Here is a 26,261-nt window from a genome sequence, read left to right as displayed (position 1 = left end):
AGTAAGGGTGAACAATAGTTATGAAATTATCAGAATCATCAGATGGCCCCGCTCAAAGTAAACATAACCAGTCGCCGACTCAATTCCACTCGCGACCTTGGGCGGCTACGCTTATCCTGACAGTTGGGCTTGGAATTTTAGCGTTCGGTATCGCGCTATCCCTATCTTTTGGTGCAGCCTCTATTAGGCTAGAAGAGGTATGGAACGCTGTTTTTCATTTTAAACCCGAGTTGCAAAACCATCAAATTATTTGGGAAATCCGTCTACCTCGAATTCTGGGAGGGGTTTTAATCGGTGTTTGCTTTGCCGTTGCAGGTGCAATTATGCAAGGAATGACTCGAAATCCACTTGCTGACTCGGGCTTGCTTGGACTGAACTCGGGAGCCAGCTTGGCGATGGCGATTTGCTTTGCACTTTTTCCGGGTTCTTCTTTTTTACAATTAATGTTGTATTCCTTCGTTGGTGCAGCTCTGGCTGTTGTGATGGTATATGGTACAAGTTCTATATCCAAATCAGGTCTCACGCCAGTTCGTCTTGTATTGGCGGGTGCAGCTGTCACGGCATTGCTGTCTGCCTTAGGAGATGCGATCAGTTTGTACTTTAATGTTGGACAGGATTTGGCTTTTTGGTATGCCGGAGGGCTTAGTGGAACCAAGTGGGTTCAGCTCGGTATAGTTTTGCCTTGGGTTGTGGCAGCTTTTATCGGCGCTCTCATGTTGTCGCGCTCCATTACGCTGCTTAGTCTGGGAGACGAAATTGCATTGAGTCTTGGTCAGCGAACTGGGGTGGTAAAGGTAGTCGGGATGATTCTTGTTCTGATTCTGGCGGGTGCAGCAGTGTCATTGGTTGGCTCTATAGGTTTTGTGGGATTGATTATTCCCCATATAACCCGCAAGCTGGTTGGCGTCGATTATCGCTGGATTATTCCGTGCTCGGCCATTATGGGAGCTTTACTCATTGTGTTTGCCGACCTGGCAGCCCGTATGATTAATGCGCCTGAGGAGACACCAGTGGGTGTACTTATTGCCTTAATTGGGGTTCCGTTCTTCCTTTATCTGGCACGTATGGAAAGGAGGGCACTGTAAAATGAATAACGTTACGAATGGGGCTATTGCCAAAGCTAGTCATCGTAAAAAAATCCATGATTGGATGGTTGTTGTCATTCTGCTCATATTGCTCATTGCTGCGTTCACCATAAGTGCAAATACGGGAACCATCCGGCTTTCGCCAATGGAGCTATTTAGAACTTTATTTGGGCAAGGGACTCCACAGCAGGAATTAATCCTATTTGAATTCCGATTGCCACGAATGGTTATTTCCCTTCTAATCGGTGCAGGCCTCGCTGTTTCTGGCTGCATTATGCAGGGAGTTTCGCGTAACGGTCTAGCGGACCCTGGTATTCTGGGGATTAATGCGGGCGCCGGGCTGATGGTCATGCTGTTTGTATTGCTTTTTCCATCAATGCAAACTACAAATTCATTGTTTTTACTTCCCGCTCTTGCGCTGATTGGATCAGGAGCAGCTGCTATTCTGATCTACGCGCTTTCTTACAAGAAAGGCGAAGGAATTTCCCCAACAAGGCTACTGCTGAGCGGGATTGGTGTAGCGGCGGGTATCAGTGCTGCGATGATCATTATGACTCTTAAGCTGACACCTGAAAGCTACACGTTTGTAGCTAATTGGTTAGCAGGAAGCATCTGGGGCTCAAACTGGAAATTCGTAATGGCTCTGTTGCCTTGGCTGATTGTATTACTTCCTTTTGTATACTACAAAGCAAATGTGATGAATGTGCTTAATCTGGGGGATCAGACCGCATCGGGGTTGGGTACACCTATCGAAAAGGAACGTATTCTCCTTCTGGCTGCTGCGGTTGGATTGGCCAGTTCTAGTGTTTCGGTTAGTGGCGGTATCGGCTTTGTCGGTTTGGTGGCTCCACATTTGGCGAGAAAGCTGGTGGGCCCGAAGCATAAAATGTTGCTGGTAACCTGTGCTTTAGTCGGAGCACTCCTGGTACTTGTAGCGGATACGATCACACGATCTTTACCTTTACAGAAAGAAATTCCGACAGGTTTGATTGTAGCCATTCTTGGTGCGCCATACTTCTTATATCTGCTGAGTCGCTCCAAAGGGTAACATCCGAAAGAGTACTACCTGTCAATTAAAGGCTACACACAACAAATAACCTTCAACACCACTAAGGAGAAGTGGGGCTGAAGGTTATTTTTTCATTTGATTAGCAGCCTTTCATCTTAACGGGAAGTATTCAAGGCATGAGAGGTTTGATGCAGCTCTCTGATCATTTTATGCAACGTGTAATTTTCCTGACGTGTCACGCCGTGTTGATTTTCCTGAACCAGCAATTGATGGATGTTTCGTTTTAGAATTTCACTTCGACGTTCCAGCATTTCGGTACTCATAAATAAATGAACACTCCCTTTGTCATGAATAAACCTACATTTTTGAAATGAGCATAGGTCGAATATAAGGTTGCCTTTCGACTTCTTTAAGTATATCGTGCTGAATGATCAAGGGAAAACGGAGCTAGACTGCAAATTACTTTTTCTCATCATCCATGCCGTGTCGACAGCGACTCACCCCATGAGTTCTTAGATATACTTCCTGATGCTGGCGATAACAAGGGATTAGGGGCAATTAACTTAATGTATATAATTTGACTGTCTCATGTTTTCTGATTTAAAGGCTATCATGGGGAGTTGGGGTTCTTGTGTGGAACATGACGGTTGGACAGCTCGAATAATAGATCATTCGATTTGTGTTCAATATGAACATACAGTTGCGATAACAGAGGATGGTCCTCAAATTCTGACACTGCTATAAAGTAGTAGTGCCTTTCTGGTTACTGGCGAACAAAATTATAACGAATATGAACCGCATTTATGCGTTTTTTTAATGCTAAATGCTTTCGCTCGGCTGCTAAATAAGGGGGAAAACGCTCTATTTACCCTTGAAAAGCGTTTAAAAAACAGCGTATAATATAAATTATACGCTGTTTAGGTTTAAAACGACTTTTGGAATCTCTTCTGCGTAAGATGTCGATTGAATTGTCGATAAAAATAAGACGAAAATGATCGTTTTACAGTATATTTCGGAATATGAACTGAATTGGAGGCGAGCGGGATGAAAAAAGAGTTGCGACATGTGGAGCTCGATACAACAGAAGAAATTGATGAAATATATACTGAGGAGCTGGAAGCTTTTTTGATTTGGATGAAGGATGCTGGATATACGATACATACGCAAAAAAATTATATAGGGGATGTGAAGCAGTTTTTACGCACGTTGCGTGATAAACCACTCGATCAGGTGAAGAAGATTCATGTTATGTCGTATTTGTCTAAAGCGCGGGAGGGAGGAGCCGGAGATAGTACGCGGAACCGGAAGCATGCAGCGGTGAACAGTTTTTTTAAAGCGCTACAGGAATTTGAGTTATGCAGCACAAATCCGGCAGCGGGAATTAAAAAAGCAAAGACTGAAAAGAATCGTATGCCCGTCTATCTGGATGAAAAGGATATTCATCCGTTTTTGCTCGCGGTGGAGGGGAAATATGCAAATCGTAATATGGCAATTTTTCTGCTGATGGTCTACATGGGATTGCGGGTGGGGGAGGTTCACTCATTGAATGTCTCGGATTACAGTCGAGAAAGACGTACCTTAGATGTGTTCGGTAAAGGACGTAAGTGGCGTACTCTCCCGGTACCGGAAGCCGTGTGTGATTTTGTGGAGCATGCGTTGGAGGAAAGATTGACGCCGTGGAGAGGTAAAGAGGATGCGATGTTTGTATCCCAAAAAGGTCGCCGTCTGGCAGTGCGCACCATTCAACAGATCGCTACAGAAACGTTCGAAAGATTCCAGCAAGATAAGAGTATAGAACGCCGGGAGGCTTATTCCAGCCATAAGCTGAGACATACATTTGCGACAATGCTATTGCGTAAGGGAGCAGATCTGCGTACCGTACAGGAGCTGCTAGGGCATTCATCCATTCAGACAACCACAGTATACACACATGTCACTGATCGGGAAAAAGAAAAAGCAATGGATAAGCTGGATATTCAGATACCAATATCAGGATTATAAGTACAGCGTGAAAGTTGAGATTAAATGAAAATGAGTTTACATAATAATAATTATGTAAACTCATTGGGCAGAATTACATCCTGACTTGAAAATCAAATCAACGTCATTAGGTCATTACAATCATGAACGTAGTATTCTTTTTCATAGCGTTAGTCTTGTTTTTGATTGATTTGTTCCAAATGATGCCGCAAATGCTGAATATAATCGTCAACTAGCCACTGTAATGTTTCGGTGGAGTGGTCATCTTTTTGAAATCTTTTCTTAGAATCGAATGATGTACATGAGTTTAAAACATTTATGATTTGCTTATTCAATAGTTTCCATAGATGTATGACATCCACGTAAGAGAACACTTCCTGATACTGATTAGCTGCCACCCATTCATTTTGCGCATACGATTCAATTTTGATAGGGGATGTTGAATGCTTAATCATGATAAATCTTCGATGATTATTAGAAGCGGAGTCGCATAGATGTCCTAGTATTTCTTTTTTGGACCATTTCTCCGAGAACGGTTTGGCATTAAATTCATGTTCTGTGATCGAAAAAAATTCTTTTTCATAATCTTCGATGATTCTCGCCAGTTCTTCAACAGCATTCTTCAATAGACTAGCCTCCTTATTTTAATGATCGTCTTATGATTAGCATTAGAATAATTCAAAATAAGCTGGAAAGCAATGGTGAATTAAAGGTTAGTATGATATTGCCTTGACGAAAGCTAACACAAATTTATTTAAAGAAATAAATTTGAACCTGGTACTATGGTAGTTAATTTAAATGAGGACGTTCTCATGAAAGAAGAACATCCCTATCAATTTTTTGAATCCTACAAATCTAAGCATAAGATGCCTTTGTATCCTAACGTTAGAATGATAACAAAAGTGATTATTCGATGAGTGCCGGATTGAGTAATACAAATAAGAGGGAAACCGTTTAGTTTACATAATATATATTATGTTTTTCGTTGTGGTAGAATCTGCAAGTGGATCGCTCTTGTTAAGTGTCCGCTTGCAGATTCAAGTTTCACTGACAATATAAAAATAGCTTATTTTTCAGTTGAGAATATACCGGTGCGTCTATATTTCATTTTCTGGGGGAGATTCGATCATCACTCCTTCGACATGCTTGCGTCTCAGCAGTTTCCGTTTTTTGCGGTTTTCCTTGGTTTCTAAAACAATATCCAGATCATAGTCGTCAGGATACAGTTCAGTAGCAGCGATGTGAAGGACGAGCCTCTTTTTGTTAATGCTCAGTTTTTGTCCTTGGATCAAAATTCCGACATTCCCCCGTTCATCCTCGGTTTTGTATACAATTCCAGTTCGATCCAGGTAGCCTACATAAACACTATCACCAAGGGCAAATGGCTTGGTTTTGAGAGGAAGTTCTTGTTTCCTCTGTTTTGTGGCTGTATCGTCAAAAGCCGCTTTTTTAGGAAGAGACTTATTTGCATCATCAGACATTTCATCATCAACACAAGGGGGAATAACAAACGATTCCTGTGTATTTTGAGATGCTCTGCCCGCAGAAATGGCCTCGGAACGCTCGATAATACGTGTCCACATGCCCAGCTTCAGGGCAATTGCATATGCGTAGCTTTCTCCGGCCTCTCCAATGCGAAGTCGGTACAAAGGCTGTAGCGTTTCGGTATCAAACTCCATACGAGCATTCTGAAATCCCGGTGTATTTTCAGCAAAATGCTTAATTTCGCTAAAGTGCGTTGTAGCCACTACTGTCGCCCGGCGACGATGGAATTCTTCTAGCAACGCGATAGAGAGACCTACTCCTTCTCCCGGATCGGTACCGGATGCCATTTCATCAATCAGGATCAGAGTAGAGTTGCCTGTTGTCTCTAATATGCTAATCATGTTGCGGATGTGTGCAGAAAAGGTGCTCAAAGCATGTTCAATGCTTTGTCCATCCCCGATGTCTACCACAATTTCCTCGAATACAGCCATTCGGCTGCCATGCAAAACAGGTACCAGTAGCCCCGATTGCACCATTAGTGTTAAAAGACCGACGCTTTTGAGGGCCATCGTTTTTCCGCCTGTGTTCGGTCCGGTGATGATGAGTGAGGAATATCCTTCGCCAATTGAGAAATCAAGCGGCACCATGGTATGGGACATCAACGGGTGACGTGCACCTTGGATGTCTATAATCCCGTTAAGGTTAAGTTCGACAGGGATAGCATCCAGAGTCATGGCGTATTTGGCTTTTGCCAATAAAAAATCCAATACACCTACTGTCTCTGTATTGATGCTTAGTTCCCGGTTGTATGACTCAGCCATTGCCGTCAGGTCTCCCAGCACTTTCATTTCTTCTTTTGATTCTTCTGCCATGTTCGCGCTCTGATCGAATTGCAGATTCGTAATCTCGGCAGGTTCAACGTAAACCGTTTGACCACTTCCTGATTCATCCAGTACATTACCTTTCACTTGTTTACGGAATTCTTTTTTGATTGGAAGCACGTAACGGCCATTGCGCTGACTAATCATATTTTCTTGCATAATGGATCGGTGACGGCTGGTGAGAGAGTCAAGTTTTCTCTTGATACGTTCTTCAGTAACCGCAATTTTTTTGCGAATTTTAGCTAGTTCTTTACTGGCCATATCCGTCACACGTCCCGAATGAATACATCTTTCGATTTCGGATAAAAGTGGCTCCATGCTATACATGGAAGATGCATAAGCGCTGACGGTTGGAGCAGCGTCCGCCTTGGAATGCATATATTTTATCAGTTGAATACAGCTTCGAATGAATTGAGCCATATGAGAAAAATCACGCTCGCTGAACATATACCCGGTTCCGAGCAGTTGAAGAATGTGCTCCATACCTTCCAACGAAGGAACAGGAACGCTTGCTCCGTGGCGAATGATCTGTAACGCTTCGTTCGTTTCGTCAAGACGAATCTTAATGGTACGGATATCAGTAATTGGCCGCATAGTAGCAGCGTGACGCTTACCCAGGTAAGAAAAAGCACATTCAGAAACTCTTGTTTTAATTTGATCATATTCCAAACGCAGCATTGTAGTTTCGTTCATGAATAAATCTCTCCTTTGGTTGTGTGGTGTAAGGATTTAGAAAACCTTGCTGTTAAAATAAAAAAGGGCGGAGAATGAACAAAACGTTCATTCTCCGCCCTTAAGGAAAGAGGGAATTTATCTTCAAATAAGCCTGTTATTCAACTTTTGTAGTTCCGAGTTACGTTTTTCCAATTCATTCACGCAATAGTTCTTTGCTAAGCTATTGGGATCGTGAAAGGAAGACGTTTAAAGGGAAGTTACAAAATCTGAAAACAAAAAAACCGCGCTGAACACAGCACGGAATAGGGCCTAGATGAAGATAATCCCGAAGGCGATCTATGATATCCGCATGTTCTTAACTAATATCAGGGTAACAACACGGCAACAAACAAACCTGTCCCCGAAGGGTACAAGCGCCTGATGATACTCCCTGAATATGCAATTGCTTAGTTAAGAACATTCACCGACATCAAAATCTCTCCCTTAATTGAAGATATAACCATACTATACGATTGGACAGGCGTTGAAGTCAAGTCCGACTTCTTTAATACGCTACAATGGTGATCCTTATATTAACATAACGTATATTATGTAAACTATATATCTAATAAAGCTTTGTTATCTTTTAAATGACAATGAGAAGGATATTCAACAGGCTATTAACCGCCTTGTCCAAGGTAGAACGGTCATTGCTATTGCTCATCGCCTCAAAACGATACGAAACGTAGACCGTATTGTAGGATTGGACAAAGGAATGGTCGTGGAGCAGGGACAACATGATGAGCTGTTGGATGATAACGGCCTGGATGCACGATTGTGGAAAAGACAGCATGAAGGAAGAGAGTCATAATCCGTCTGAAATTATGATACAAACATTAAGAAACCGCCCCGGAGGATGGCATATCACCTCTCCAGGGGCGGTTTCTTGTGCTGCTATTCAGAATCATCGGCTATGACAGCTTGTACAGGCCGCCTGTCACGAAGCAATGGTAACAACAGCGTCGCTCCGACCAAAAACAAGCCGGCGCTCACGGTATATACGGTGTTCAGGGAGGATTCGTGTTTGAGTGTTCCGCCAATACTCATACCGACGACCATCATCCCAGAGAACAGGGGAGAGAGGGCACCACCGACGCGGCCGATAAAAGCAGCTTCGGCGTTTTTCATCATCATCGTGTTGATACCGATATGAATACAAGGATAAAATAGGCCGCTGAAAACTTGTAGTGCCATGGTCAGCACAATATTGTGCGACCATCCGACTCCAAAGGTTGTCAGTGTGCTGACCAAAAGTCCGGTCACCAGCAGCAATTGCGGTTGTACTTTTTTGGCAACCCCCATAATCAGGCCGCCTCCTACCAGCATAGCCGCTCCGTTCGCCATTAACGGCCATTGCAGGAATTCCTTGTTTTGTCCAAGGTTCTCGATGGCGACAAAAACCATTAATGGTTGAATAAGTCCGACCGCTAGCCCAATTACGGTGAATGTTCCCCCAAGCGTGCGAAGTGTGCGGTTATTCCATACATAACGTACTCCTTCTTTAAGCTCTTGAATGAAATGAGTTGGTTGATCATCTATCTCAAGTGCTTGTTCATCTTGTGGAATACGAGTCAGGACAAGCGCCGAGATGAGAAACAATATTCCGGTTATAGACATTGAAGTGAAAATTCCAAAGTGTTGATAAATAAATGTACCGATAACAGGACCGATAACCATAAACAATGCCATGAGAGATTGAAAAAGGGCCATCACTCCCTGTAGTTGTTCTGGTGCTACATGCTGCTTAAATATTTTCATCGCAGACGGCTGAGAAAATTGAGATAGAATGGCCGAAAAGAAAGTGGACAGCAAAAGCACCTGCCATGAACCGTACCATAATGCCAACAAGACAATAAAAATAGAGGCCGCGGATAGCAAATCGCAACTAATCATGGTCCGTTTGGGCCGCCAACGGTCCGCGAATGTTCCTCCAATGATAGCGAACAGAAAAATAGGCATAAATTCAGCAACCGAAATAAGCGACACGTATACGGGATCATTATTGGTCAAATCTGTTACATACAACAGTATGGCAAAGTTGCGCACCCAAATGCCCAAATTTAGCAGTGCATTGGAGGCGATAATGGTCCTTATATATGGATTTTTAAACAACAACAAACTCTCCCTTCCTGTTTTAAGGGCGCAAACCCCTTGGAATATCATTTTTAATAAACAAAATATATTTTTGTCTATATAATAATAGATAATATAATAAACTAGCTACTGTTTAGTCAAATGTTTTTTGAAATCACAAAGAAAGTAGGGCATAGAAAATAAAGAGGTCAATGATCCTTAAGGGCGTGAATTAGAACGGTGATAAAAGTACTCACTTTAAACTTGTGAATTGGGAATGATATCTAATCGAAAAAAATAGTTTACATAATATATATTATGTAAACTAAACTAATTATCTTAATAATAGGGCTCTGAATCCGATGTACCTTTTAAAATCATAGTGATATAATTACGCGTACATGCCTGAAAAGGAGCGAATGGAACGTAAATGAACTTTCAAGTGGATTTTTTATCTTTTTTTGTAATTCAGGTAGATGGAAAAGAAGGACAGGGTGGTAAGTCCTATAAGCATTATGCTACGATGGACGACTACGATTATGACGAAAGCGATGTTAAAAAATTTCTGGACGGAGAATTTACTCGTATTAGCAAGCGGAAGGTTGAAAAAAATCCCAGCACAGAGCAGGCACCGACCAAAATCGGCCGCTTTATCGTCGAACCGGAGCATGAATTGAGCAGTAATCCGAATTTTAATATGTTCGCCCGACTGCGGGCAGCAGAGGATAAGGAAGATTTTAAAAATGCTTGTGACGATCTGGTGCGGATGTATCTGGATACGAGCGCAGTACGCGGCGGAGCGCTGATCATTGTACAGGCAACCTTGAATACACACTCGGATGATCCGTTTATTTTTGTGCTTAAATGTGATTTCGAGCCTAAAATTGCCAGAATTACTGAAAGCAGTCTGGTGAGTGAGGTCGAAATGGCTATTTCTGCCCGTAATATGAAATCCATCATGTATCCTTACATGCTTGAGGAGGGGATGAACGATGAGTGGGAGCTTAAAATTCACCAGTCTTCGCATGCCCGGTATTTTGAAGATTTTTTGAAATTCGTGACCTATGAGCAATCCATGCCGGAAATCGTCAATGAGCATGTCATGGGCTTCGTTCAGAATTACGTAGAAACCAAATGGCCGGATGCATCTAATGAGGAAAGACAGCAGGAAGAGCGCGATCTGGAATTGTGGGCGGCGAGCGAAAAGCGGGATCTGCAAGGGAAATGGGAACCCCTTCAAGTCGTAGAGGCTGCACAGCATATTGTCGAGCTGAAACCAGAGATTGAAGTGCGTTTCAAACTAGATGATACGGCCGTGCGTGGGCTACTGTCCGACTTTGGCGCCAAGCTGCATATCACGAAACTTCATGATCGATATGCACTTATTATTGAAGGTGACGCATTTACGTTTGAAAAGGGATTTTCACCGATTGAGCTGCTTCAACCTGAATCGTTTGAAACGGTGGCTGAGCGGCTAAAAGAGAAACGCCAGCATGAAAATGAGTATGTGGATGGCGATACGCCACCTTGGTAATTTGAATGCATAACAGGACGACAAACTGAACTTTTACATTATAACGACTAAAAAACTGGCCTCTCAACGGATATTACCGCTGTGGAGGCCAGTTTTGTTTAGCTTTTATGTTCCCGATCTACACATGAACTTTGCTAATTTGATCTTTCAGCTTGTCCGCAGATTGAAGCAACTTTGCACGTTCCTCGTCATTGAGCGGAAGATCCAAAATTTCACGTACTCCATTGTGATCTACGATACTTGGAACGCCTAAATATACGTCAGATACTCCGTTATAATTTTCCAGCAAGGTGGACACATTAAGTACCGACCCCTCGTCTCCGAGAATGGCGGCTACAATTCGGTCGAGAGCCAGCCCGATAGCATAAGAAGTTGCGCCTTTAGCATCTATAATTTCATAGGCAGCATTCTTGGTATTTTCAAAAATTTCATTTTTCGTTTCTTCACCCAGTTCAAGCGGAGTTCCAGCAACGTTGGCTGTGCTCCATACAGGTAACTCGGAGTCACCGTGTTCTCCAATAATATGAGCGTGGATGCTTCGTGGATCGATGCCCTTTTGCTTCCCGATCAAATAGCGGAAGCGTGCGCTGTCCAGCAACGTTCCTGATCCAATGACTCTACTTGAAGGCCAACCACTGCGTTTCCAAGAGATGTAGGAGAGAATGTCCACTGGATTGGTTGCGATCAGCAAAATGCCGTGTGTATTGACCTTGACAATATTATCAATAATACTTTCAAAAATTTCGGCATTACGCTTCAGCAAATCAATGCGCGTTTCTCCCGGCTTTTGTGAAGCGCCTGCTGTAACAATAATGATATCTGCATCACGGCAGTCTTCATAATCACCCGCCCACACTTTGACACCACCGAGAAAGGGAAGCCCATGATTCATATCGAGCATTTCCCCCTTCGCCTTTTTGACGTTGACATCAATAAAGACAAGTTCTGACATGCGTTGGCGCAGTAGTAGGGTATAGCCGGTTGTTGTGCCAACCGCTCCCATGCCGACAATGGCCACTCTACTTCGTTTGTAAGGTTTTAAGCTCATAAAATCCTCATCTCCTTCTCGGGTTGTATACCTTTTCATTTTGGGGTATTACTTAAAAATTTATCTTTCCAACTTAGTGTACCGTATATATTTACCCACCGCAAAGAAATATGACATTTTTCCTTGACTTCAAAGGCGAGCTCGCTAATAATTAATCGAATGATAAGAACACGCACTAAAGCGTTGCAGCACCGATATTGACGTATGAAATTATGGAAAGAGGATTCGGCATATGGACTTATTTCGAAAAAAAACAGGACTGCTCCCGCATGAGGAAAGCGGATCTACAGGTCACTTAAAGAGAACAATGGGTGCCTTTGATCTCACCATGCTAGGTGTAGGATGTATTATCGGTACCGGGATTTTTGTTATTACTGGCAAGGCAGCAGCAGAAAATGCAGGTCCTGGATTGATGCTCTCCTTTGTTATTGCAGGTATTGCCTGCGTACTAGCAGCCTTATGTTATGCGGAGCTATCATCTACAGTTCCCGCAGCTGGGAGCGCTTATGCGTATAGTTATATTGTATTTGGAGAAATTTTGGCCTGGGTACTGGGTTGGGACCTGATTCTGGAATATGGAGTGGCGGCCGCCTCTGTGAGTAGTGGATGGTCTGCATACTTTCAAGGCTTGCTGGCTGGATTTGATATACATTTACCGCTGGCTTTAACCGCAGCCTTCGATTCGACCAAGGGAACCATTATTGATCTACCAGCCGTGTGCATCATTATGCTCATCACACTGTTACTGAGTCTCGGAGCCAAGGAGACGGTTCGATTCAATTTAATAATGGTTTGTGTTAAAGTCGGAGTTGTATTGCTATTTATTGCAATCGGTATCTTTTATGTTAAGCCTGACAATTGGACACCATTTTTGCCTTATGGATTTTCTGGTGTTTTGAGTGCTGCGGCAATCGTATTTTTTGCTTATCTGGGTTTCGATGCCATCTCAACTGCAGCCGAAGAGGTGCGCAATCCGCAGCGGAATATGCCCATCGGCATTATCTCTTCTCTTGCGATCTGCACGGTATTGTACATTGCCGTTTCAGTTGTGCTAACGGGAATGGTACCTTATACGCAGTTGGGGGTAAGTGATCCTGTTGCGTTTGCTCTCCGCTTTATTCATCAGGATTTCGTAGCCGGATTGATTTCAGTCGGTGCGATTGCGGGGATGACCACCGTTTTACTGGTGCTGTTGTTTGGTCAAACACGGTTGATTTTCTCCATGTCACGTGATGGTCTTTTACCCGTATTTTTATCTAAAATAAATGCCAAAACTCAAACACCGATTCGAAGCACTTGGCTGGTAGGTAGTATTATCGCATTGGCTAGTGGATTGTTCCCGTTACATGCACTGACCAATTTGACGAGTATTGGAACCCTGTTCGCTTTTGCTGTGGTATCGGTAGGGGTTATCGTTCTGCGCAAGAAACGCCCTGATTTGAAAAGAGGCTTTACTGTGCCGTGGGTTCCGTTGCTCCCGCTTTTAAGTGCGTTGGTTTGCATCGGTCTGATGCTTCAGCTTCATATTAGCACCTGGATTGGATTCATTGTGTGGCTCCTGCTTGGATTGCTGATCTATTTCTTCTATGGATACCACAAAAGTTTGTTGAACCGTAAATCCTAATAAATTTTAGTATAAAAAGCCGGCATCCTGCACTTTTGTGAAGGGGCCGGTTTTTTTTGTCATTACGCGAAATGTGTCACATAGAGGCGTTTATGGTATAATTCTGTTTCAGATAAGCTTTTGGCACGTGATTACAGCATGCCATCGAGGGAGGATTTTTATATGAAACTGCGCTGGCGTGCGCTCTTGGGGGGAGTACTACTGCTGATAGGTATTCTGCTGACTGCCTGTTCTGCTGAAGCCCCAGAAACGTTAACAAAACCTCCGATTGAGGAACCTGATGATCAGGGTCAGACGATTACTATTAATCCACCAGTGACTCCAAAGGTGGGCGATCCCAACGCCAAATATGTAGTTCAGACGCGAATAGCGGATTTTCATTTGATTGATAATAATAAAGGGTTAGTTTGGGGAGTTACCCATAATGAGCTCCGACTTTATGATACTCATGATGGCGGAAAGACATGGAATAATATTTCCCCCTCCGAAAACGTCCAATTTCAAGACAAACTTGAATATGGAAAGGACATCAGTTTCACTGATTCGCGTCACGGTTGGGTTGTCCGCCAAAATTTGGATAAAACAGCAACCGTCATTCTGAGAACAGCAGATGGAGGACAGAGCTGGGATGTTTCAGCGCTTCCAAGCGGGGATCATGTGAGCTCGATCCAATATGTAAATCCAACTACTGGCTGGATCATGGCATATGTAAAACTGAATGAGCAGGATCAACAAAAACTGTTGTATCACACCACTGACGGTGGAGCCACGTGGAATAAAGTTGCGCAAAGTTCTGGTATGACATCCAACAAATCAGGCTCAGGTTTACCCGATCGGGGCAGTCTGGCCGGGATGAGCTTTTCTTCCAACAAGCAGGGATTTGTAGCGATCAATCTAGATAACAGTGTTAAGTTGTACAAGACTTTGAATCAAGGGAAAACCTGGACGCCGGTAGCTAACAGAATTCAGGGCTGCCCTCAGGCCAAAGCAGAAGCCCAGCAGTCTCTGAAAGGGAGCAGTACCTCGTATTGGATTCCAGTTCTTTGCTCTGGGGTTAACGGCACAAAATATAATGGACTGTTTACAAATGATACAGGGGCCCAATGGAGCGATGTATCTTTGGGTCTGAGTAGCAACATTAATTCTATTATCCCTGGCCGTACGTTTCTAAACGAAAAGGAAGGGTGGATCATAACCGAAACCGGATTGAGCCGTACATTGGATGGGGGGAAGACGTGGACAAGTCTCACAGGCAACAAAGTGCTACCTTCGAAGCTAAAAGACTACCCACGATCGGTCAAGCTCCGTTTCGCCTCTTCTTCGGTGGGGTGGCTGCTTCTGGAACGCCTTGATGACAAGAAGTCACTGCTGCTGAAAACGACGGACGGCGGTGCGAACTGGAGAATTTTATAATCGCTATAAAGGTGATTGCCCTGGGGTATTTTTCTCAGGGCGTTTTATTTTTAAAAAATTTAAATTTTATACGATTATATGTGAAAAAAATCACAAACTAACGAATAAGCCGCTGTTATACTAAACCTGTAAACAACGATAGGAGTGATAATCATGAGAGCGAATCAGGATCATATGTTAACCCAATACTACCTACAATTTTGTTATACTTGCCAGGATGCCTATGGTTGCACGACTGAAGAGGACTGCAAGCAGTGTGCAGAGCGTTACGCTGAAGACGAAGATCATGAAGCTCTGGATGAAACACAACGTTATCTCCAGCTTGTACATGTGTAAATCAATGAATCATTCTGATATCGCCATATCTTGAGCCTCCCGGATTATTCCGTGGGGGCTCTTGGCGTTCTTGAGGGTTGCTATCAAATTTGGGCAGGAACATACATATACTGTTATGGAAAGCTTAGGTCAGGTCAGGATGCCCGGTCGTTTCCCTGTGGAATGCCTGGCGGAGAGGAGTGCGGTGCATGGGTTTTGAATCATTATGGATGTTCGATTGGCTGGGCACGGTACTGCCCGTATTTTTCGTTGTCGTGTTGGGTATTGTCGTGTTGTCTGCAGGCAGGGAAGTCATGGAATGGAGTCGGAATAAAAGGCAGCCTGTACTGACGGTCGGTTCCCGAATTACGGCCAGAAGGACACATCTCCAACAGAGGCGGCAGGAGGAACAAGGGACTCGCACCTATACTTTCTATTACGTAACCTTCGAAGTGGAAAGTGGCGACCGGATGGAGTTTAAGGTATCTGGGGAAGAATATGGCCAATGCGCTGAAGGGGATGAGGGACGGCTTACTTTTCAGGGTACAAGGTATATCGGGTTTCAGCGTCTTAATCGCTATAGCTTGGAACAGGTTAAAATGTAGAATTCAGTCTAATTATTTTTGGAATCATTTACAGCCTTCTGTAAGAAACCAGGGTAGGGGGCTGTAGATGTTTCTTGTTCAGCACATTTTGGTACATATATACTAGAACAGAGTAGTTCAGAGGAGGAATGATTCGTGTCATTTGAGGGACAAGTTGTTATTGTAACAGGAGCGGCGCATGGCATCGGGAAAGAGGTCGCTTTTGCCTACGCTGCTCAGGGTGCCTATGTTGTATTTGCGGACTACAATGAGGAAGAGGGTGCCGCAGCCGCTGCAGCAGCCCGGAACGAGGGCTATCAGGCCATTTTTATTCCTTGTGATGTACGGAAGGAAGAAGATATTGTGGCGCTAATCCGTGCTACGGTAGAAGAATACGGCACGATTCATACGCTAATTAACAACGCAGGCGTATCCAAATGGAAATCTCCATATGAGTTAACGCTAGCAGAATGGGATGACATTTTGAATACTAATGTACGCAGCTGTTTTATTGCCACTAGGGAAGCAGCTAAGGTGATGAAACGAAACGCAGAAGGTGGATCTGTGGTCAATATGACCTCTACACGAGCTTTCATGTCAGAGCCGGATACAGAAGCCTACGCGGCATCCAAAGGAGCCATTGCGGCCCTTACACACGCGATGGCTATATCGCTAGGAAAGGACGGGATTCAGGTCAATTGCATCAGTCCAGGGTGGATTGAAACCGGGGATTATGAGCAACTGCGTGCAGAAGACCATCAACAGCATCCGTCTGGGCGAGTAGGAACCCCTAAAGACATCGCACGGGCCTGTCTGTACTTGACACAACCTGGTAATGATTTTGTAACAGGCACGAATCTGGTAGTAGACGGTGGCATGACACGTAAAATGATTTACGAGCCATAATAAAATCCTAAATGAGTAGTCCCAATTTTGGGGCTATTTTTTTTGTTTTTCTGGACTGTCACCCATTGGGCATTTGTACCATATGATAGGGTATGTGATGGAGAAGCGAGGAGGGGACGCGTTGGCTGTAATCAAGACCAACTCAGAGGATGTAAGGACACTCGCCCGATTGATGCGGGCAGAGGCCGAAGGAGAAGGAGAGCAGGGGATGCTCATGGTTGGCAATGTCGGAGTAAATAGGATTTTGGGCAATTGTCTGGATTTTCAGGGGATTCGCCTTATGAACGATATGGTGTTTCAAAGTCCAGGCGGATTTGAAGCTACCCAAAAGGGGTACTTTTATCAAAGAGCCCGTGACCGTGACATTCGTCTTGCCCGTCGTGTCATTAATGGGGAAAAAATACGCCCGGCGTCCAATGCATTATGGTTTTTCAGACCGGCAGGAGACTGTCCGAACACCTGGTATAACCAGACCAATACCGGACGTTTTAAAGCCCATTGCTTTTTTAGCCCGTCTGTACAGGATTGTCCTGCCGTCTATTAGAACGCTTCAACATGAGTTTGAATAATTTAAAACCATTTTAGGAGGAATTTACATGATTTCACAGCAAGCTTACCGTCCTGTTTCTTATCCTGCTGGTAGCGGGTATCCCGAATGGCCCAGAGGGATGAATCCGGTCGGAACTATGCAGCCCATCAGCACCTTCCCCCCTCAGGTTAACAGCGGTAGTGCGATGACACCGGCTGGTATGGTGGTACAGAGCCAGACTCCACAATTTGAGCAATCATATATTGAAAACATTTTGCGCTTGAACTTGGGTAAAACAGGTACCTTTTATATGACGTATGAAAATAACCGGGAATGGAATGCGAAAATATTCAAAGGTATTCTGGAAGCAGCGGGTCGTGACCACATTATTATCAGTGATCCGGCTACGGGCAAGCGGACGATTTTGCTGATGGTGAATCTGGACTATGCTACTTTTGATGAGCCATTGTTGTACCAATATCCCGGCGTCATCGGGAATCCGGGTGCATCCCCGGTTCGCTGATGCCTTTATATATATGAGTCTACATCCTCTGCCAGACGGCAGGGGATGTATTTTGTTTATAATCTTTCTCAAATATAGTAGCTTTCTTGGTGGTAAGCGGCGAAAACGAGAGCTTTACGACCTAAATGATAGTGGAGCTGTTTTTTCTGACATTGCTTGTGGTTTGACTGTATAGAGTATAGTTATATAATTAAATATAAGCTGATGAATAATCTAATCATTTATGCGGAATATGGCTTTGGAAGCCGGAAGGAGTGAATGTGTTGGGAAGTTGACGCTGCTTATGATGTGTTATCGTTCTGTCTATGATGAAACTATCCGAAGGAGGTGCGCCTGTCTGCCGTAATGACGGCTGATGGGGAGCATATTGAGTGACCCTTTACCGAGTATGTTTAACTTATTTATTGTTTTTGCATTAGTACTATTGAATGGTTTTTTTGTATCTGCGGAATTTGCCATGGTGAAGGTCAGAGGCAGCCGTATTGAGACTTTGGTGGAGGCGGGCAATAAAAAGGCCGTATACGCCGCCAATATGTTACACAACTTGGACGCTTATTTGTCTGCCTGCCAGTTGGGTATTACACTAGCATCGTTGGGACTAGGATGGATCGGAGAGCCGGCCATCGCACATTTGATCAAACCTGTATTTACAGCCGCTGGATTAGGAGCGGTATATGTGCACGGTACTGCCGTGGTTATTGCATTTATTGTCATTACGATTCTGCATATTGTGTTGGGTGAATTGGCGCCCAAAACGATAGCTATTCGTAAATCTGAGACCATTACGCTGTATTCAGCCATGCTGATGACTTGGTTTTACAAGTTGATGTATCCATTCATATGGGCGTTAAATGGAATGGCGAACAGCCTGCTGCGTTTATTCCGTCTGGAGCCGGTATCCGAAAATGATGATTCCGCGCATACGGGGGATGAAATACGTATTCTGATGAAAGAAAGCAATAAGAGCGGACTAATTGATAATACGGAATTGGCGCTTGTTGATAATATATTTGATTTTACCGACACGACCGCCAGGGAAATCATGATTCCGCGAACTGAGATGATCTGCTTATACAGTAATGAGTCCACAGAAGAAAATCTCGCGATTGCGACGGAAAGCATGAGAACCCGTTATCCAATCTGCGCCGAAGATAAGGACCATATTATCGGCTTTATCCATATTAAGGACCTTCTGCGGGCGAACACACTGGATACCCGTACGATGATTCGACCGATTCTTGCTGTCCCTGAATCTACACAAATTAGTGATCTGCTCAAACGCATGCAGCGTAGCAAGACGCAAATCGCAATTTTGATTGATGAATATGGCGGTACATCGGGTATGGTAACGCTGGAAGATATTATGGAAGAAATCGTTGGTGAAATTCAGGATGAGTTCGATCAGGAACGTCCGAGTTGTGAGCAGATTAATGACGAGGAATTTTCCATTGACGGCATGTTATTAATTGATGAAGTGAACGACCGCTTTGGACTGGATCTTGATCATGAGGATTATGATACGGTAGGGGGTTGGCTATACTCACATGTCGAGGTTATTCCCCCACAGCCTGGCCAGTCTGTAGTGTTTGAGGGATGTATGTTCACGGTAGAAGAGGTTGAAAACAAGCGGATTTCACGTATTCGGCTGATAAAACAGCCTTTCGTCGTGGAAGAAGCAGGAGTCTCATAACGGAATAAATTTGGAGAGCGACCTTGAAAGATGTGGGGTCGCTTTTTAATTTGTCTTCTTTACAGAAAGGACATGAATTGATATGATGTTCGTGTTATTGTCAACCTCATTATAATTTTTAGGTTGACAATAAGAAAAGAATTTCCTCTACGCTGAAAATTTTATCCATTTACATGATCATTAAATTTTGGGAGGCAAGAAGTATGAATTTACAAAACAAGGTTATAGAATGGGGCTCGTTGGCTGAAAAAGCGATACATGGTAGCCATGTTACGCTGGAAGAAGGTATAGCGGTACTGGAAGCCGACGATGAGGAGTTATTACCGATTATGCAAGCTGCATTTCGAGTACGACACCATTTTTACGAAAAAAAAGTAAAGCTCAACATGATCATGAACGCCAAAAGTGGCTTGTGCCCGGAGGATTGCGGTTATTGCTCACAATCTATCGTATCCACGGCGCCTGTGAACAAGTACAGTATGTTGGACAAGGAATCACTGTTGGCTGGAGCTAGGGAAGCAGTAGCACGGAGAGCAGGGACGTATTGCATCGTAGCTTCGGGCAAGGGCCCAACAGATCGGGAGCTGGATCAGGTGATTGAGGCTGTACAAGAAATTACTCACACAATGCCACTCAAAATTTGCGCTTGCTTAGGGATTCTCAAGGGAGATCAGGCACGGCGGTTGGCAGAGGCTGGGGTACATCGATACAATCATAATTTAAATACAAGTAAGGCCAACTATCCCTCGATTACAACCACACATACATACGATCAACGCGTCGAAACTGTGAAAATGGCACAATCTCACGGAATGTCTCCATGCTCTGGCGTTATTATCGGGATGGGGGAAACGAATGAGGAAATCGTTCAAATGGCTTATGCCTTACGGGAGTTGGATGCTGACTCTATTCCGGTTAACTTCTTGAATCCAGTCCCCGGAACCCCATTGGAGGGAGCAAAGCGAATATCACCTATCCAAGCTTTGAAAGTGCTGGCACTGTTCCGATTCATCTGTCCATCCAAAGAAATACGCGTTGCAGGTGGACGAGAGTTGAATTTACGCTCATTACAACCGTTATGCCTGTATGCAGCGAATTCAATTTTTGTTGGAGATTATTTAACGACAGAAGGCCAAGAGGTCACATTTGATCATCAAATGATTGAAGATCTTGGTTTTGAAATTGAGATGTGTGCCTTTTCAGCCGTATAATAGAAATTGTACAAACTTGGAAGGGAGAGTTAAATAATGAGCGAAAAAGTATTTATTAGTCCAGGTAAATATGTGCAAGGGAAAAATGTGATTGATAAAACAGGTGAGTATGTTAAGCCATTAGGCCATACTGCCTTGGTTATTGCGGACAAGCTGGTTTGGGAGATTGCAGCCGACCGCGTGGTAAAAAGTCTGGAACTGGCTGATATTACAGCAGTTAAAATTGAATTTCTAGGGGAAGCCTCCAAAAATGAAGTCAACCGCATTGCGGATCAGGGACGAAGCGCCCAGGTTGATATTGTCATTGGTGTAGGTGGTGGTAAAACGCTGGATACCGCTAAAGCTGTAAATGAACTTCTCGGTTCCTCAGTTGTGATTATTCCAACGACTGCTTCTACAGATGCCCCTACTAGTGCACTATCTGTTTTGTACACCGACGAAGGTGCATTTGATACGTATTCCTTTTTCAGTAAAAATCCGAGCCTGATCCTGGTGGACACAAAAGTCATATCTCAAGCACCGCCTTTGTTCCTCTCCTCAGGCATTGCAGATGCCATGGCGACGTGGGTTGAAGCCCGTGCGGTCATTGAAGCTCGCGCAACGACAATGGCTGGTGGTTTGCCAACCTTGGCGGCAGAAGCCATTGCGTCCAAGTGTGAGGAAGTTCTTTTCGATTACGGACTGCAGGCTTACGAATCCGTGAAACGCAAAGTCGTCACACCTGCGCTTGAAGCGGTAGTGGAGGCGAATACGTTGCTAAGTGGATTGGGCTTTGAAAGCGGCGGTTTGGCAGGCGCACATGCAATTCACAATGGTTTTACCGTTCTGGAAGGAGATATTCATCACCTGACACATGGTCAGAAGGTAGCTTTTGGCACCTTAGTCCAGCTTGCCTTGGAAAAAAGACCTTTGTCCGAGGTGGAGCGGTATATTGACTTTTATCTAAAACTCGATCTGCCTGTCACGCTGGAAGACATTAGGCTACAGGAAACTTCCCGGGAGGATTTGTACCGGGTAGCTCAGGCTGCTACCAAAGAAGGCGAAACTGCTCACAATCTACCATTTGCTGTCACAGCGGATGATGTGCTTGATGCAATTTTAGCGGCTGACCAGTATTCACTTGCCTATAAGGCCAAAATTGGACATAGAAACTAACTCCATACGAAATAAAGTAGATTCAAAGGCCGCTGATCAGCGGCCTTTTTTCCATTATTTAACTTGCGACTTATGTTATGATTTTTATGGTACATAATCAGGAAATGCCGGGAGTATATTTAGGGCTCCCCTAAAATTTGAGAGGAGTTTAGCGATGGCAAAATGGAACGTAGAAGATCAAGGTATTCAATATACTATTGAGTACAAGCGTAGCTTAACTGGCGGGAGAATTATTGTGAATGGAAGCGAGCAGAAGGTTAAAAGCCAGAATGCATTTTTGAACTTGATTGATTTTCCTATTAAATTGAAAGAAAAAGCTGTAAATGTTGTTGTCATTGGCAACAAAGCGGATTTAGCTGTGGACGGTGTATATCTTGGGTCCAATCAACCTTATGTTCCTGTGAGTAAAGTTCCGGGCTGGAGTTGGGCTTTTGTCGTGGTCAGCTTGGTTATAGGATTGCTATTTTCGGGGATTTTCGGTGTGTGTATAGGAATATTGGGCAGCATGTTTTACGTGAAATCATCTTTATCCATGCATCAAACCACCAATCGAAGAGTTGTAAATTGCTTTATTGTCTTTTTCATCATCAGCGTGATACAAATTGTTTTTGGAATTGCAGCGAATTCTTGGATTAACACGTTGTAAAATAGATCAACTTAGCCTAAGGTTGAAGCAAGAAGGCTCTCACGCATGAAGCGGTGAGAGCCTTTTTGCCGTGTTAGATCGCCCAATTTCCTTTACGGAAGATAGGTTCCTCAGTACCGTCCTCAGTAACGCCGTTGATGTCCATTTCACTTGAACCAATCATAAAGTCGACGTGAGTCAGACTGGAATTCAGGCCGTTGGCAGCCAACTGCTCTTGAGTCATATCCTTGCCGCCTTTAAGGTTAAATGCATAAGCATTACCGATGGCCAAGTGGTTAGAGGCATTTTCATCAAACAACGTATTATAGAATAAAATATTTTTATCAGAGATAGGTGACTTGTGAGGCACAAGAGCAACCTCACCCAGGTAGTGTGAGCCTTCATCCATTTCTACGAGATGCTGAAGAGTTTCCAAACCGGTTTCTGCCTGAACATCGACAATACGTCCATTTTCAAAAGTCAGTGAAAAGTTGTCGATGATATTTCCGCTGTAGCTAAGTGGCTTGGTGCTGCTGACCTTACCGTTCACTCCCGTTTTAAGCGGAGCTGTAAACACTTCCTCAGTAGGCATATTGGCTACAAAAGTATGTCCCTGTTGGTTGACGCTTTCAGCCGCTACCCACAGATGATCTTTTGCCAATTCGATGGTGAGATCTGTGCCTGGAGCCAGATAATGCAGCTTTTTATAGCGTTTGGCATTTAAAATATCAGATTTACTGGAAAGGGTTTTCAAATGCTCTTTCCATGCCTCCACGGGGTTATCCAGATCCACACGCACGGTGCTGAAAATGGCATCCCACAGTTTATCCATTTGCTCGGAAGCTGGCAGATCAGGGAATACTTTGGCAGCCCATTCTGCAGAAGGATAAGCAATCAGAGACCAACTGAATTTGTCGGCCATTTGATATTCGCGGTATTGACGTAATTCATGTGACCGCACGCGCTGAGCAGCAGTAATTCGGCTGGACGGAATCCCCTGAAGCAAATCCGGATTTTCTGCAATGACATGCAGTACAGCTGCGCCATTTTCGACCTCTTCAGTCATTTCGGCTGCATACCATTTGGGAGCAATATTAAAAGTTTCATCAGGAGCTAGTTCATACTGTAATCGAGTAATGGTTTCATCACTCCATTTTACTGTAACCAGCTTGGCTCCGGCAGTATACGCTGATTTGACGATAAGTCTCACGAGTTCGGCGGACAAAATTGGTGCATGAACGATGAGTGTCTGCCCAGGATGGACATTGGCGCCGACCCGAACGGCTAACTCGGCATATTTTTGCAATTTTTGTTGAAAATCTGACATGTAACTTTCCTCCATTTCACGAAAAGCCTTAAATAAGGCTTGGGTAACTTGCACAGTTTTTTTGCAAATTCCACACATAGCTTATATATTGTACAATGTAACGAAAAGGTTCACAAATTAGTTTTGGTACTATTTAGTGAAAATGAAAGGGCGGATAGATGAATGACAGAGCAAAATTCACCTCAGGAAGTGAAAGAAGTACATATTCAACAGGCACAAATGACAAGAGATGAGAATGGTGCTTATTTGGGTCAAGTGGTATTTGGAGTAGACGGGCAGAGTTCTGTATATGAAATCACATTCCACAGTAAAAGGGGAAAGGAATGGGATTACAGTCTTCATTTTGCGGGAGAGCCACGGGTGGAGGAAGAGATGCTGCAAATGGATAGCTGGATTGAAGAGAACGATGATTTATTCGACTATTTGCTAGATACGGCATGGAGCAAATTACCCGAGTAATGTAAACATGGTCTATTTTCGTGACAAGCGGATTATATTTAGCAGTGTCCGCATAATCTGCTGACATGGGGGAAGCCTAAAGGTCGATATTAACAGTAAATTCCATGTGAATAGGAGGGTGAAGCTTTGGCAAATCATCTGTTCACCGAAGGAATGACGGCAAATGAAGAGGCTGCTCCCGATCTCCTGAGCTTACGGACGCTGTTTGTAAATATGTGTTTTATTGGGGAGCCAGGAAGCCGTTCCTGGGTGCTGGTGGATACGGGGATGACAGGATTTACAGACTCGATTATACGCCTGGCAGAGGAACGGTTCACTGGCCCTCCGATCGCTATTGTGCTTACACATGGTCATTTTGACCATGTGGGTTCGGTTATTGAGTTGGTACAGCATTGGGGTACACCTGTTTATGCACATCCTTTGGAATTACCTTATTTGACGGGAATGAAGGATTATCAAAAACCTGACCCTAGTGTAGGGGGAGGTTTAATGTCGGGCATTTCCTTCTTATACCCCAATGATGCTATAGATCTCGATGATCGCATCACCTCCCTGCCCCAAGATGGCAGTGTCCCTGGTGCCCCTGGTTGGAAGTGGCTGCATACGCCAGGACATACTCCTGGTCATGTATCGCTTTTTCATGAGCGAAGAAGGTTAATGGTGGCCGGTGACGCTTTTATTACGGTGAAACAGGAATCGGTACTGGCCGTTATTTTACAGGAAAAAGAAATACACGGGCCTCCTGCGTATTTTACAACAGATTGGCAAGCTGCGCAGCGCTCGGTGGAAATGCTGGCCAAGTTAAAGCCTGAGATTGCAGTTACAGGACATGGTCATTACATGCATGGTACTGAGCTGACATATCAGCTGGAGCGACTGGCAGGAGATTTTGAGCACATGGCTGTACCCAAACAAGGACGTTATGTGTAGTCATGTGTGAAGGACGATGCCTTGCGGGGCATCGTTTTTTTTGTGGACGTGGAATTTTTTTGCTCAGCATGGTATAGTCAAGCCAAAAGCTAAACGCTTTCATTAAACATCGTCATTTCATCAAGGAGGATTTTTTGATGACACAACAACATGCTGCAATTGGTGATCTTTATTATGGAATACCGGCGATTCGTCTTAAATTTGGACGATATGAAGCGGTTGCCCTGCCGGGAAACGGCGCAAATCTGATTTCTTTTCGTGACAATGAAACGGGATATTCTTTTCTGCGTGAGCCAGATGCTGAGAGCATAGAGGCTTTTAAGCAAAGCCCATCCGTTTACGGAATTCCTTTCCTGTTCCCTCCGAATCGGTATGAGGATGGAAAATTCCTGTGGAATGGTGTTACATATGAGCTGCCGATAAATGAAGAGGCGACCCACAACCATCTGCACGGCTTTTTACACACTGTTCGGTGGGAGGTCGAGGACTACGGTTCCGGGGAGCAGGGCAGCTATGTGGTAATGAATCAGCATGTAAGGGAAGGACATCCCATGTTCCGCTATTTACCCTTCACCTTTACCATGAAATTAACGTACAGTCTGGACGAATTTGGCCTGCATCAGCGTTATGTGATCCATAACGAGGGCGATCAACCGATCCCCAATTTATTTGCCTTTCACACAGCGATTCGCGTTCCGTTCGTACCCGATAGCTCGCCTGAGGACTACAAGATTAAGGTCACAATCGGTGAGCGTCGTGAGCTGACGGAACGGTTGTTGGCCACAGGTCAGTTCCAGCCTTTATCTCCGGAAGAGGAACTGCTGAAGACGACGGGAGTTAGTCCTTATTTTGCCTCTATGGATAATCATTACACGGCAGCTCCGCAAAATGGACGCAACTACATGGAACTGACACACAGTAAGACAGGTGCTACCCTCGTATACGATGTAGGTACAGCTTATAAGCATTGGATGATCTGGAATAACAAAGCGAACAAGGAATTCATCTGTCCTGAGCCGCAAATGAACATGATCAATGCACCGAATCGTCCAGACCTACCAGCGGAGGAGATCGGATTGATAGCACTGGCTCCAGGCCATATTTTTGAAGCAACCAGCCGTTTGTATTGTATTACACCTAATAAATCGAAATCCTAGCATT

At 44.1% G+C, this 26,261-nt stretch carries 24 protein-coding genes and 2 pseudogenes; 20 read left to right on the top strand and 6 right to left on the bottom strand.

From position 1 onward, the window contains the following. Nucleotides 1–20 precede the first annotated feature (20 nt). On the top strand, nucleotides 21–1,085 hold the full coding sequence (locus tag MKY98_RS13670; protein WP_069011772.1) for a FecCD family ABC transporter permease: 1,065 nt from the start codon (nucleotides 21–23) through the stop codon (nucleotides 1,083–1,085). Nucleotide 1,086: 1 nt separating this feature from the next. Beyond that, nucleotides 1,087–2,133 (top strand): FecCD family ABC transporter permease, encoded by a 1,047-nt coding sequence (locus tag MKY98_RS13665; RefSeq protein ID WP_069011774.1) that lies wholly within the window; start codon nucleotides 1,087–1,089, stop codon nucleotides 2,131–2,133. Nucleotides 2,134–2,249: 116 nt separating this feature from the next. On the opposite strand, the gene MKY98_RS13660 is transcribed toward MKY98_RS13665, so the two are convergent. Beyond that, nucleotides 2,250–2,417 carry a hypothetical protein gene (locus tag MKY98_RS13660; protein WP_007432475.1) on the bottom strand — a complete coding sequence of 56 codons (168 nt, stop codon included), beginning with the start codon at nucleotides 2,415–2,417 and terminating at the stop codon, nucleotides 2,250–2,252. A 298-nt stretch (nucleotides 2,418–2,715) separates the two neighbouring features. Here MKY98_RS13660 and MKY98_RS13655 point away from each other — a divergent pair. Next, nucleotides 2,716–2,838: pseudogene (locus tag MKY98_RS13655) on the top strand (type I methionyl aminopeptidase); the annotation flags it as partial. Between the two features lie 300 nt (nucleotides 2,839–3,138). Beyond that, nucleotides 3,139–4,095, top strand: coding sequence for a tyrosine-type recombinase/integrase (locus MKY98_RS13650; RefSeq protein WP_029517491.1), 957 nt, complete (start codon nucleotides 3,139–3,141; stop codon nucleotides 4,093–4,095). Nucleotides 4,096–4,244: 149 nt separating this feature from the next. On the opposite strand, the gene MKY98_RS13645 is transcribed toward MKY98_RS13650, so the two are convergent. After that, nucleotides 4,245–4,700 (bottom strand): DinB family protein, encoded by a 456-nt coding sequence (locus tag MKY98_RS13645; protein ID WP_069011776.1) that lies wholly within the window; start codon nucleotides 4,698–4,700, stop codon nucleotides 4,245–4,247. Between the two features lie 471 nt (nucleotides 4,701–5,171). Further along, nucleotides 5,172–7,133 carry an endonuclease MutS2 gene (locus tag MKY98_RS13640; protein WP_029517493.1) on the bottom strand — a complete coding sequence of 654 codons (1,962 nt, stop codon included), beginning with the start codon at nucleotides 7,131–7,133 and terminating at the stop codon, nucleotides 5,172–5,174. A gap of 613 nt (nucleotides 7,134–7,746) precedes the next feature. Between MKY98_RS13640 and MKY98_RS13635 the strand changes: the two are divergent. Then, a pseudogene (locus MKY98_RS13635) lies at nucleotides 7,747–7,965 on the top strand (ABC transporter ATP-binding protein); the annotation flags it as partial. Between the two features lie 83 nt (nucleotides 7,966–8,048). On the opposite strand, the gene MKY98_RS13630 reads toward MKY98_RS13635, so the two are convergent. Beyond that, the gene (locus tag MKY98_RS13630) at nucleotides 8,049–9,266 is read right to left on the bottom strand and encodes an MFS transporter (RefSeq protein WP_069011917.1); all 1,218 of its coding nucleotides are present in this window, start codon (nucleotides 9,264–9,266) and stop codon (nucleotides 8,049–8,051) included. 391 nt (nucleotides 9,267–9,657) lie between these two features. Here MKY98_RS13630 and MKY98_RS13625 point away from each other — a divergent pair, with 391 nt between their 5' ends. Then, entirely contained in the window at nucleotides 9,658–10,761 is a 1,104-nt protein-coding gene (locus tag MKY98_RS13625) for a DUF3900 domain-containing protein (RefSeq protein WP_069011777.1), read from the top strand. A 118-nt stretch (nucleotides 10,762–10,879) separates the two neighbouring features. Here the strand turns inward: MKY98_RS13625 and MKY98_RS13620 are convergent, their stop codons facing one another. Continuing rightward, complete coding sequence (locus MKY98_RS13620) at nucleotides 10,880–11,809, bottom strand: L-lactate dehydrogenase (RefSeq protein WP_069011779.1); 930 nt, start codon at nucleotides 11,807–11,809, stop codon at nucleotides 10,880–10,882. 232 nt (nucleotides 11,810–12,041) lie between these two features. Between MKY98_RS13620 and MKY98_RS13615 the strand changes: the two genes are divergently transcribed. From MKY98_RS13615 to MKY98_RS13565, 11 genes are all read left to right on the top strand, one after another. Beyond that, nucleotides 12,042–13,433 (top strand): amino acid permease, encoded by a 1,392-nt coding sequence (locus MKY98_RS13615; RefSeq protein WP_069011782.1) that lies wholly within the window; start codon nucleotides 12,042–12,044, stop codon nucleotides 13,431–13,433. Between the two features lie 162 nt (nucleotides 13,434–13,595). Further along, nucleotides 13,596–14,846, top strand: a complete 1,251-nt coding sequence (locus MKY98_RS13610) for a YCF48-related protein (RefSeq protein WP_069011784.1) — start codon at nucleotides 13,596–13,598, stop codon at nucleotides 14,844–14,846. Nucleotides 14,847–14,999: 153 nt separating this feature from the next. Continuing rightward, on the top strand, nucleotides 15,000–15,182 hold the full coding sequence (locus MKY98_RS13605) for a hypothetical protein (RefSeq protein WP_029517499.1): 183 nt from the start codon (nucleotides 15,000–15,002) through the stop codon (nucleotides 15,180–15,182). A 188-nt stretch (nucleotides 15,183–15,370) separates the two neighbouring features. Next, entirely contained in the window at nucleotides 15,371–15,766 is a 396-nt protein-coding gene (locus tag MKY98_RS13600; RefSeq protein WP_013371386.1) for a DUF2500 domain-containing protein, read from the top strand. Between the two features lie 135 nt (nucleotides 15,767–15,901). Beyond that, nucleotides 15,902–16,651 carry an SDR family NAD(P)-dependent oxidoreductase gene (locus tag MKY98_RS13595; RefSeq protein ID WP_069011786.1) on the top strand — a complete coding sequence of 250 codons (750 nt, stop codon included), beginning with the start codon at nucleotides 15,902–15,904 and terminating at the stop codon, nucleotides 16,649–16,651. Between the two features lie 121 nt (nucleotides 16,652–16,772). Continuing rightward, on the top strand, nucleotides 16,773–17,195 hold the full coding sequence (locus MKY98_RS13590) for a cell wall hydrolase (protein ID WP_029517501.1): 423 nt from the start codon (nucleotides 16,773–16,775) through the stop codon (nucleotides 17,193–17,195). A 52-nt stretch (nucleotides 17,196–17,247) separates the two neighbouring features. Then, nucleotides 17,248–17,703, top strand: coding sequence for a spore coat protein GerQ (gene gerQ / locus MKY98_RS13585; RefSeq protein WP_029517502.1), 456 nt, complete (start codon nucleotides 17,248–17,250; stop codon nucleotides 17,701–17,703). A gap of 388 nt (nucleotides 17,704–18,091) precedes the next feature. After that, nucleotides 18,092–19,393 carry a hemolysin family protein gene (locus MKY98_RS13580; protein WP_176715738.1) on the top strand — a complete coding sequence of 434 codons (1,302 nt, stop codon included), beginning with the start codon at nucleotides 18,092–18,094 and terminating at the stop codon, nucleotides 19,391–19,393. 203 nt (nucleotides 19,394–19,596) lie between these two features. Further along, nucleotides 19,597–20,604, top strand: coding sequence for a biotin synthase BioB (gene bioB, locus MKY98_RS13575; RefSeq protein ID WP_069011788.1), 1,008 nt, complete (start codon nucleotides 19,597–19,599; stop codon nucleotides 20,602–20,604). 36 nt (nucleotides 20,605–20,640) lie between these two features. After that, entirely contained in the window at nucleotides 20,641–21,759 is a 1,119-nt protein-coding gene (locus MKY98_RS13570) for a glycerol dehydrogenase (RefSeq protein ID WP_069011790.1), read from the top strand. A gap of 154 nt (nucleotides 21,760–21,913) precedes the next feature. Further along, nucleotides 21,914–22,405 carry a hypothetical protein gene (locus MKY98_RS13565; protein ID WP_029517506.1) on the top strand — a complete coding sequence of 164 codons (492 nt, stop codon included), beginning with the start codon at nucleotides 21,914–21,916 and terminating at the stop codon, nucleotides 22,403–22,405. A gap of 73 nt (nucleotides 22,406–22,478) precedes the next feature. Here the strand turns inward: MKY98_RS13565 and MKY98_RS13560 are convergent, their stop codons facing one another. Beyond that, entirely contained in the window at nucleotides 22,479–23,711 is a 1,233-nt protein-coding gene (locus MKY98_RS13560; protein WP_029517507.1) for an aminopeptidase, read from the bottom strand. 162 nt (nucleotides 23,712–23,873) lie between these two features. Between MKY98_RS13560 and MKY98_RS13555 the strand changes: the two genes are divergently transcribed. The 3 genes from MKY98_RS13555 to MKY98_RS13545 all read left to right on the top strand — a co-directional run bounded on the left by MKY98_RS13555 (nucleotide 23,874) and on the right by MKY98_RS13545 (nucleotide 26,257). Beyond that, complete coding sequence (locus MKY98_RS13555) at nucleotides 23,874–24,170, top strand: hypothetical protein (protein ID WP_023988878.1); 297 nt, start codon at nucleotides 23,874–23,876, stop codon at nucleotides 24,168–24,170. A 126-nt stretch (nucleotides 24,171–24,296) separates the two neighbouring features. Then, on the top strand, nucleotides 24,297–25,100 hold the full coding sequence (locus tag MKY98_RS13550; RefSeq protein ID WP_029517508.1) for an MBL fold metallo-hydrolase: 804 nt from the start codon (nucleotides 24,297–24,299) through the stop codon (nucleotides 25,098–25,100). Nucleotides 25,101–25,237: 137 nt separating this feature from the next. Then, nucleotides 25,238–26,257, top strand: a complete 1,020-nt coding sequence (locus tag MKY98_RS13545) for an aldose 1-epimerase (RefSeq protein ID WP_013310435.1) — start codon at nucleotides 25,238–25,240, stop codon at nucleotides 26,255–26,257. Nucleotides 26,258–26,261: the final 4 nt, after the last annotated feature.

Origin of the sequence: Paenibacillus sp. FSL M8-0228 (genome assembly GCF_038007385.1) — a bacterium.
In the GTDB taxonomy this organism is placed as follows: Bacteria; Bacillota; Bacilli; order Paenibacillales; family Paenibacillaceae; genus Paenibacillus; species Paenibacillus polymyxa_D.
This window is presented reverse-complemented; position numbering and strand designations above follow the sequence as displayed.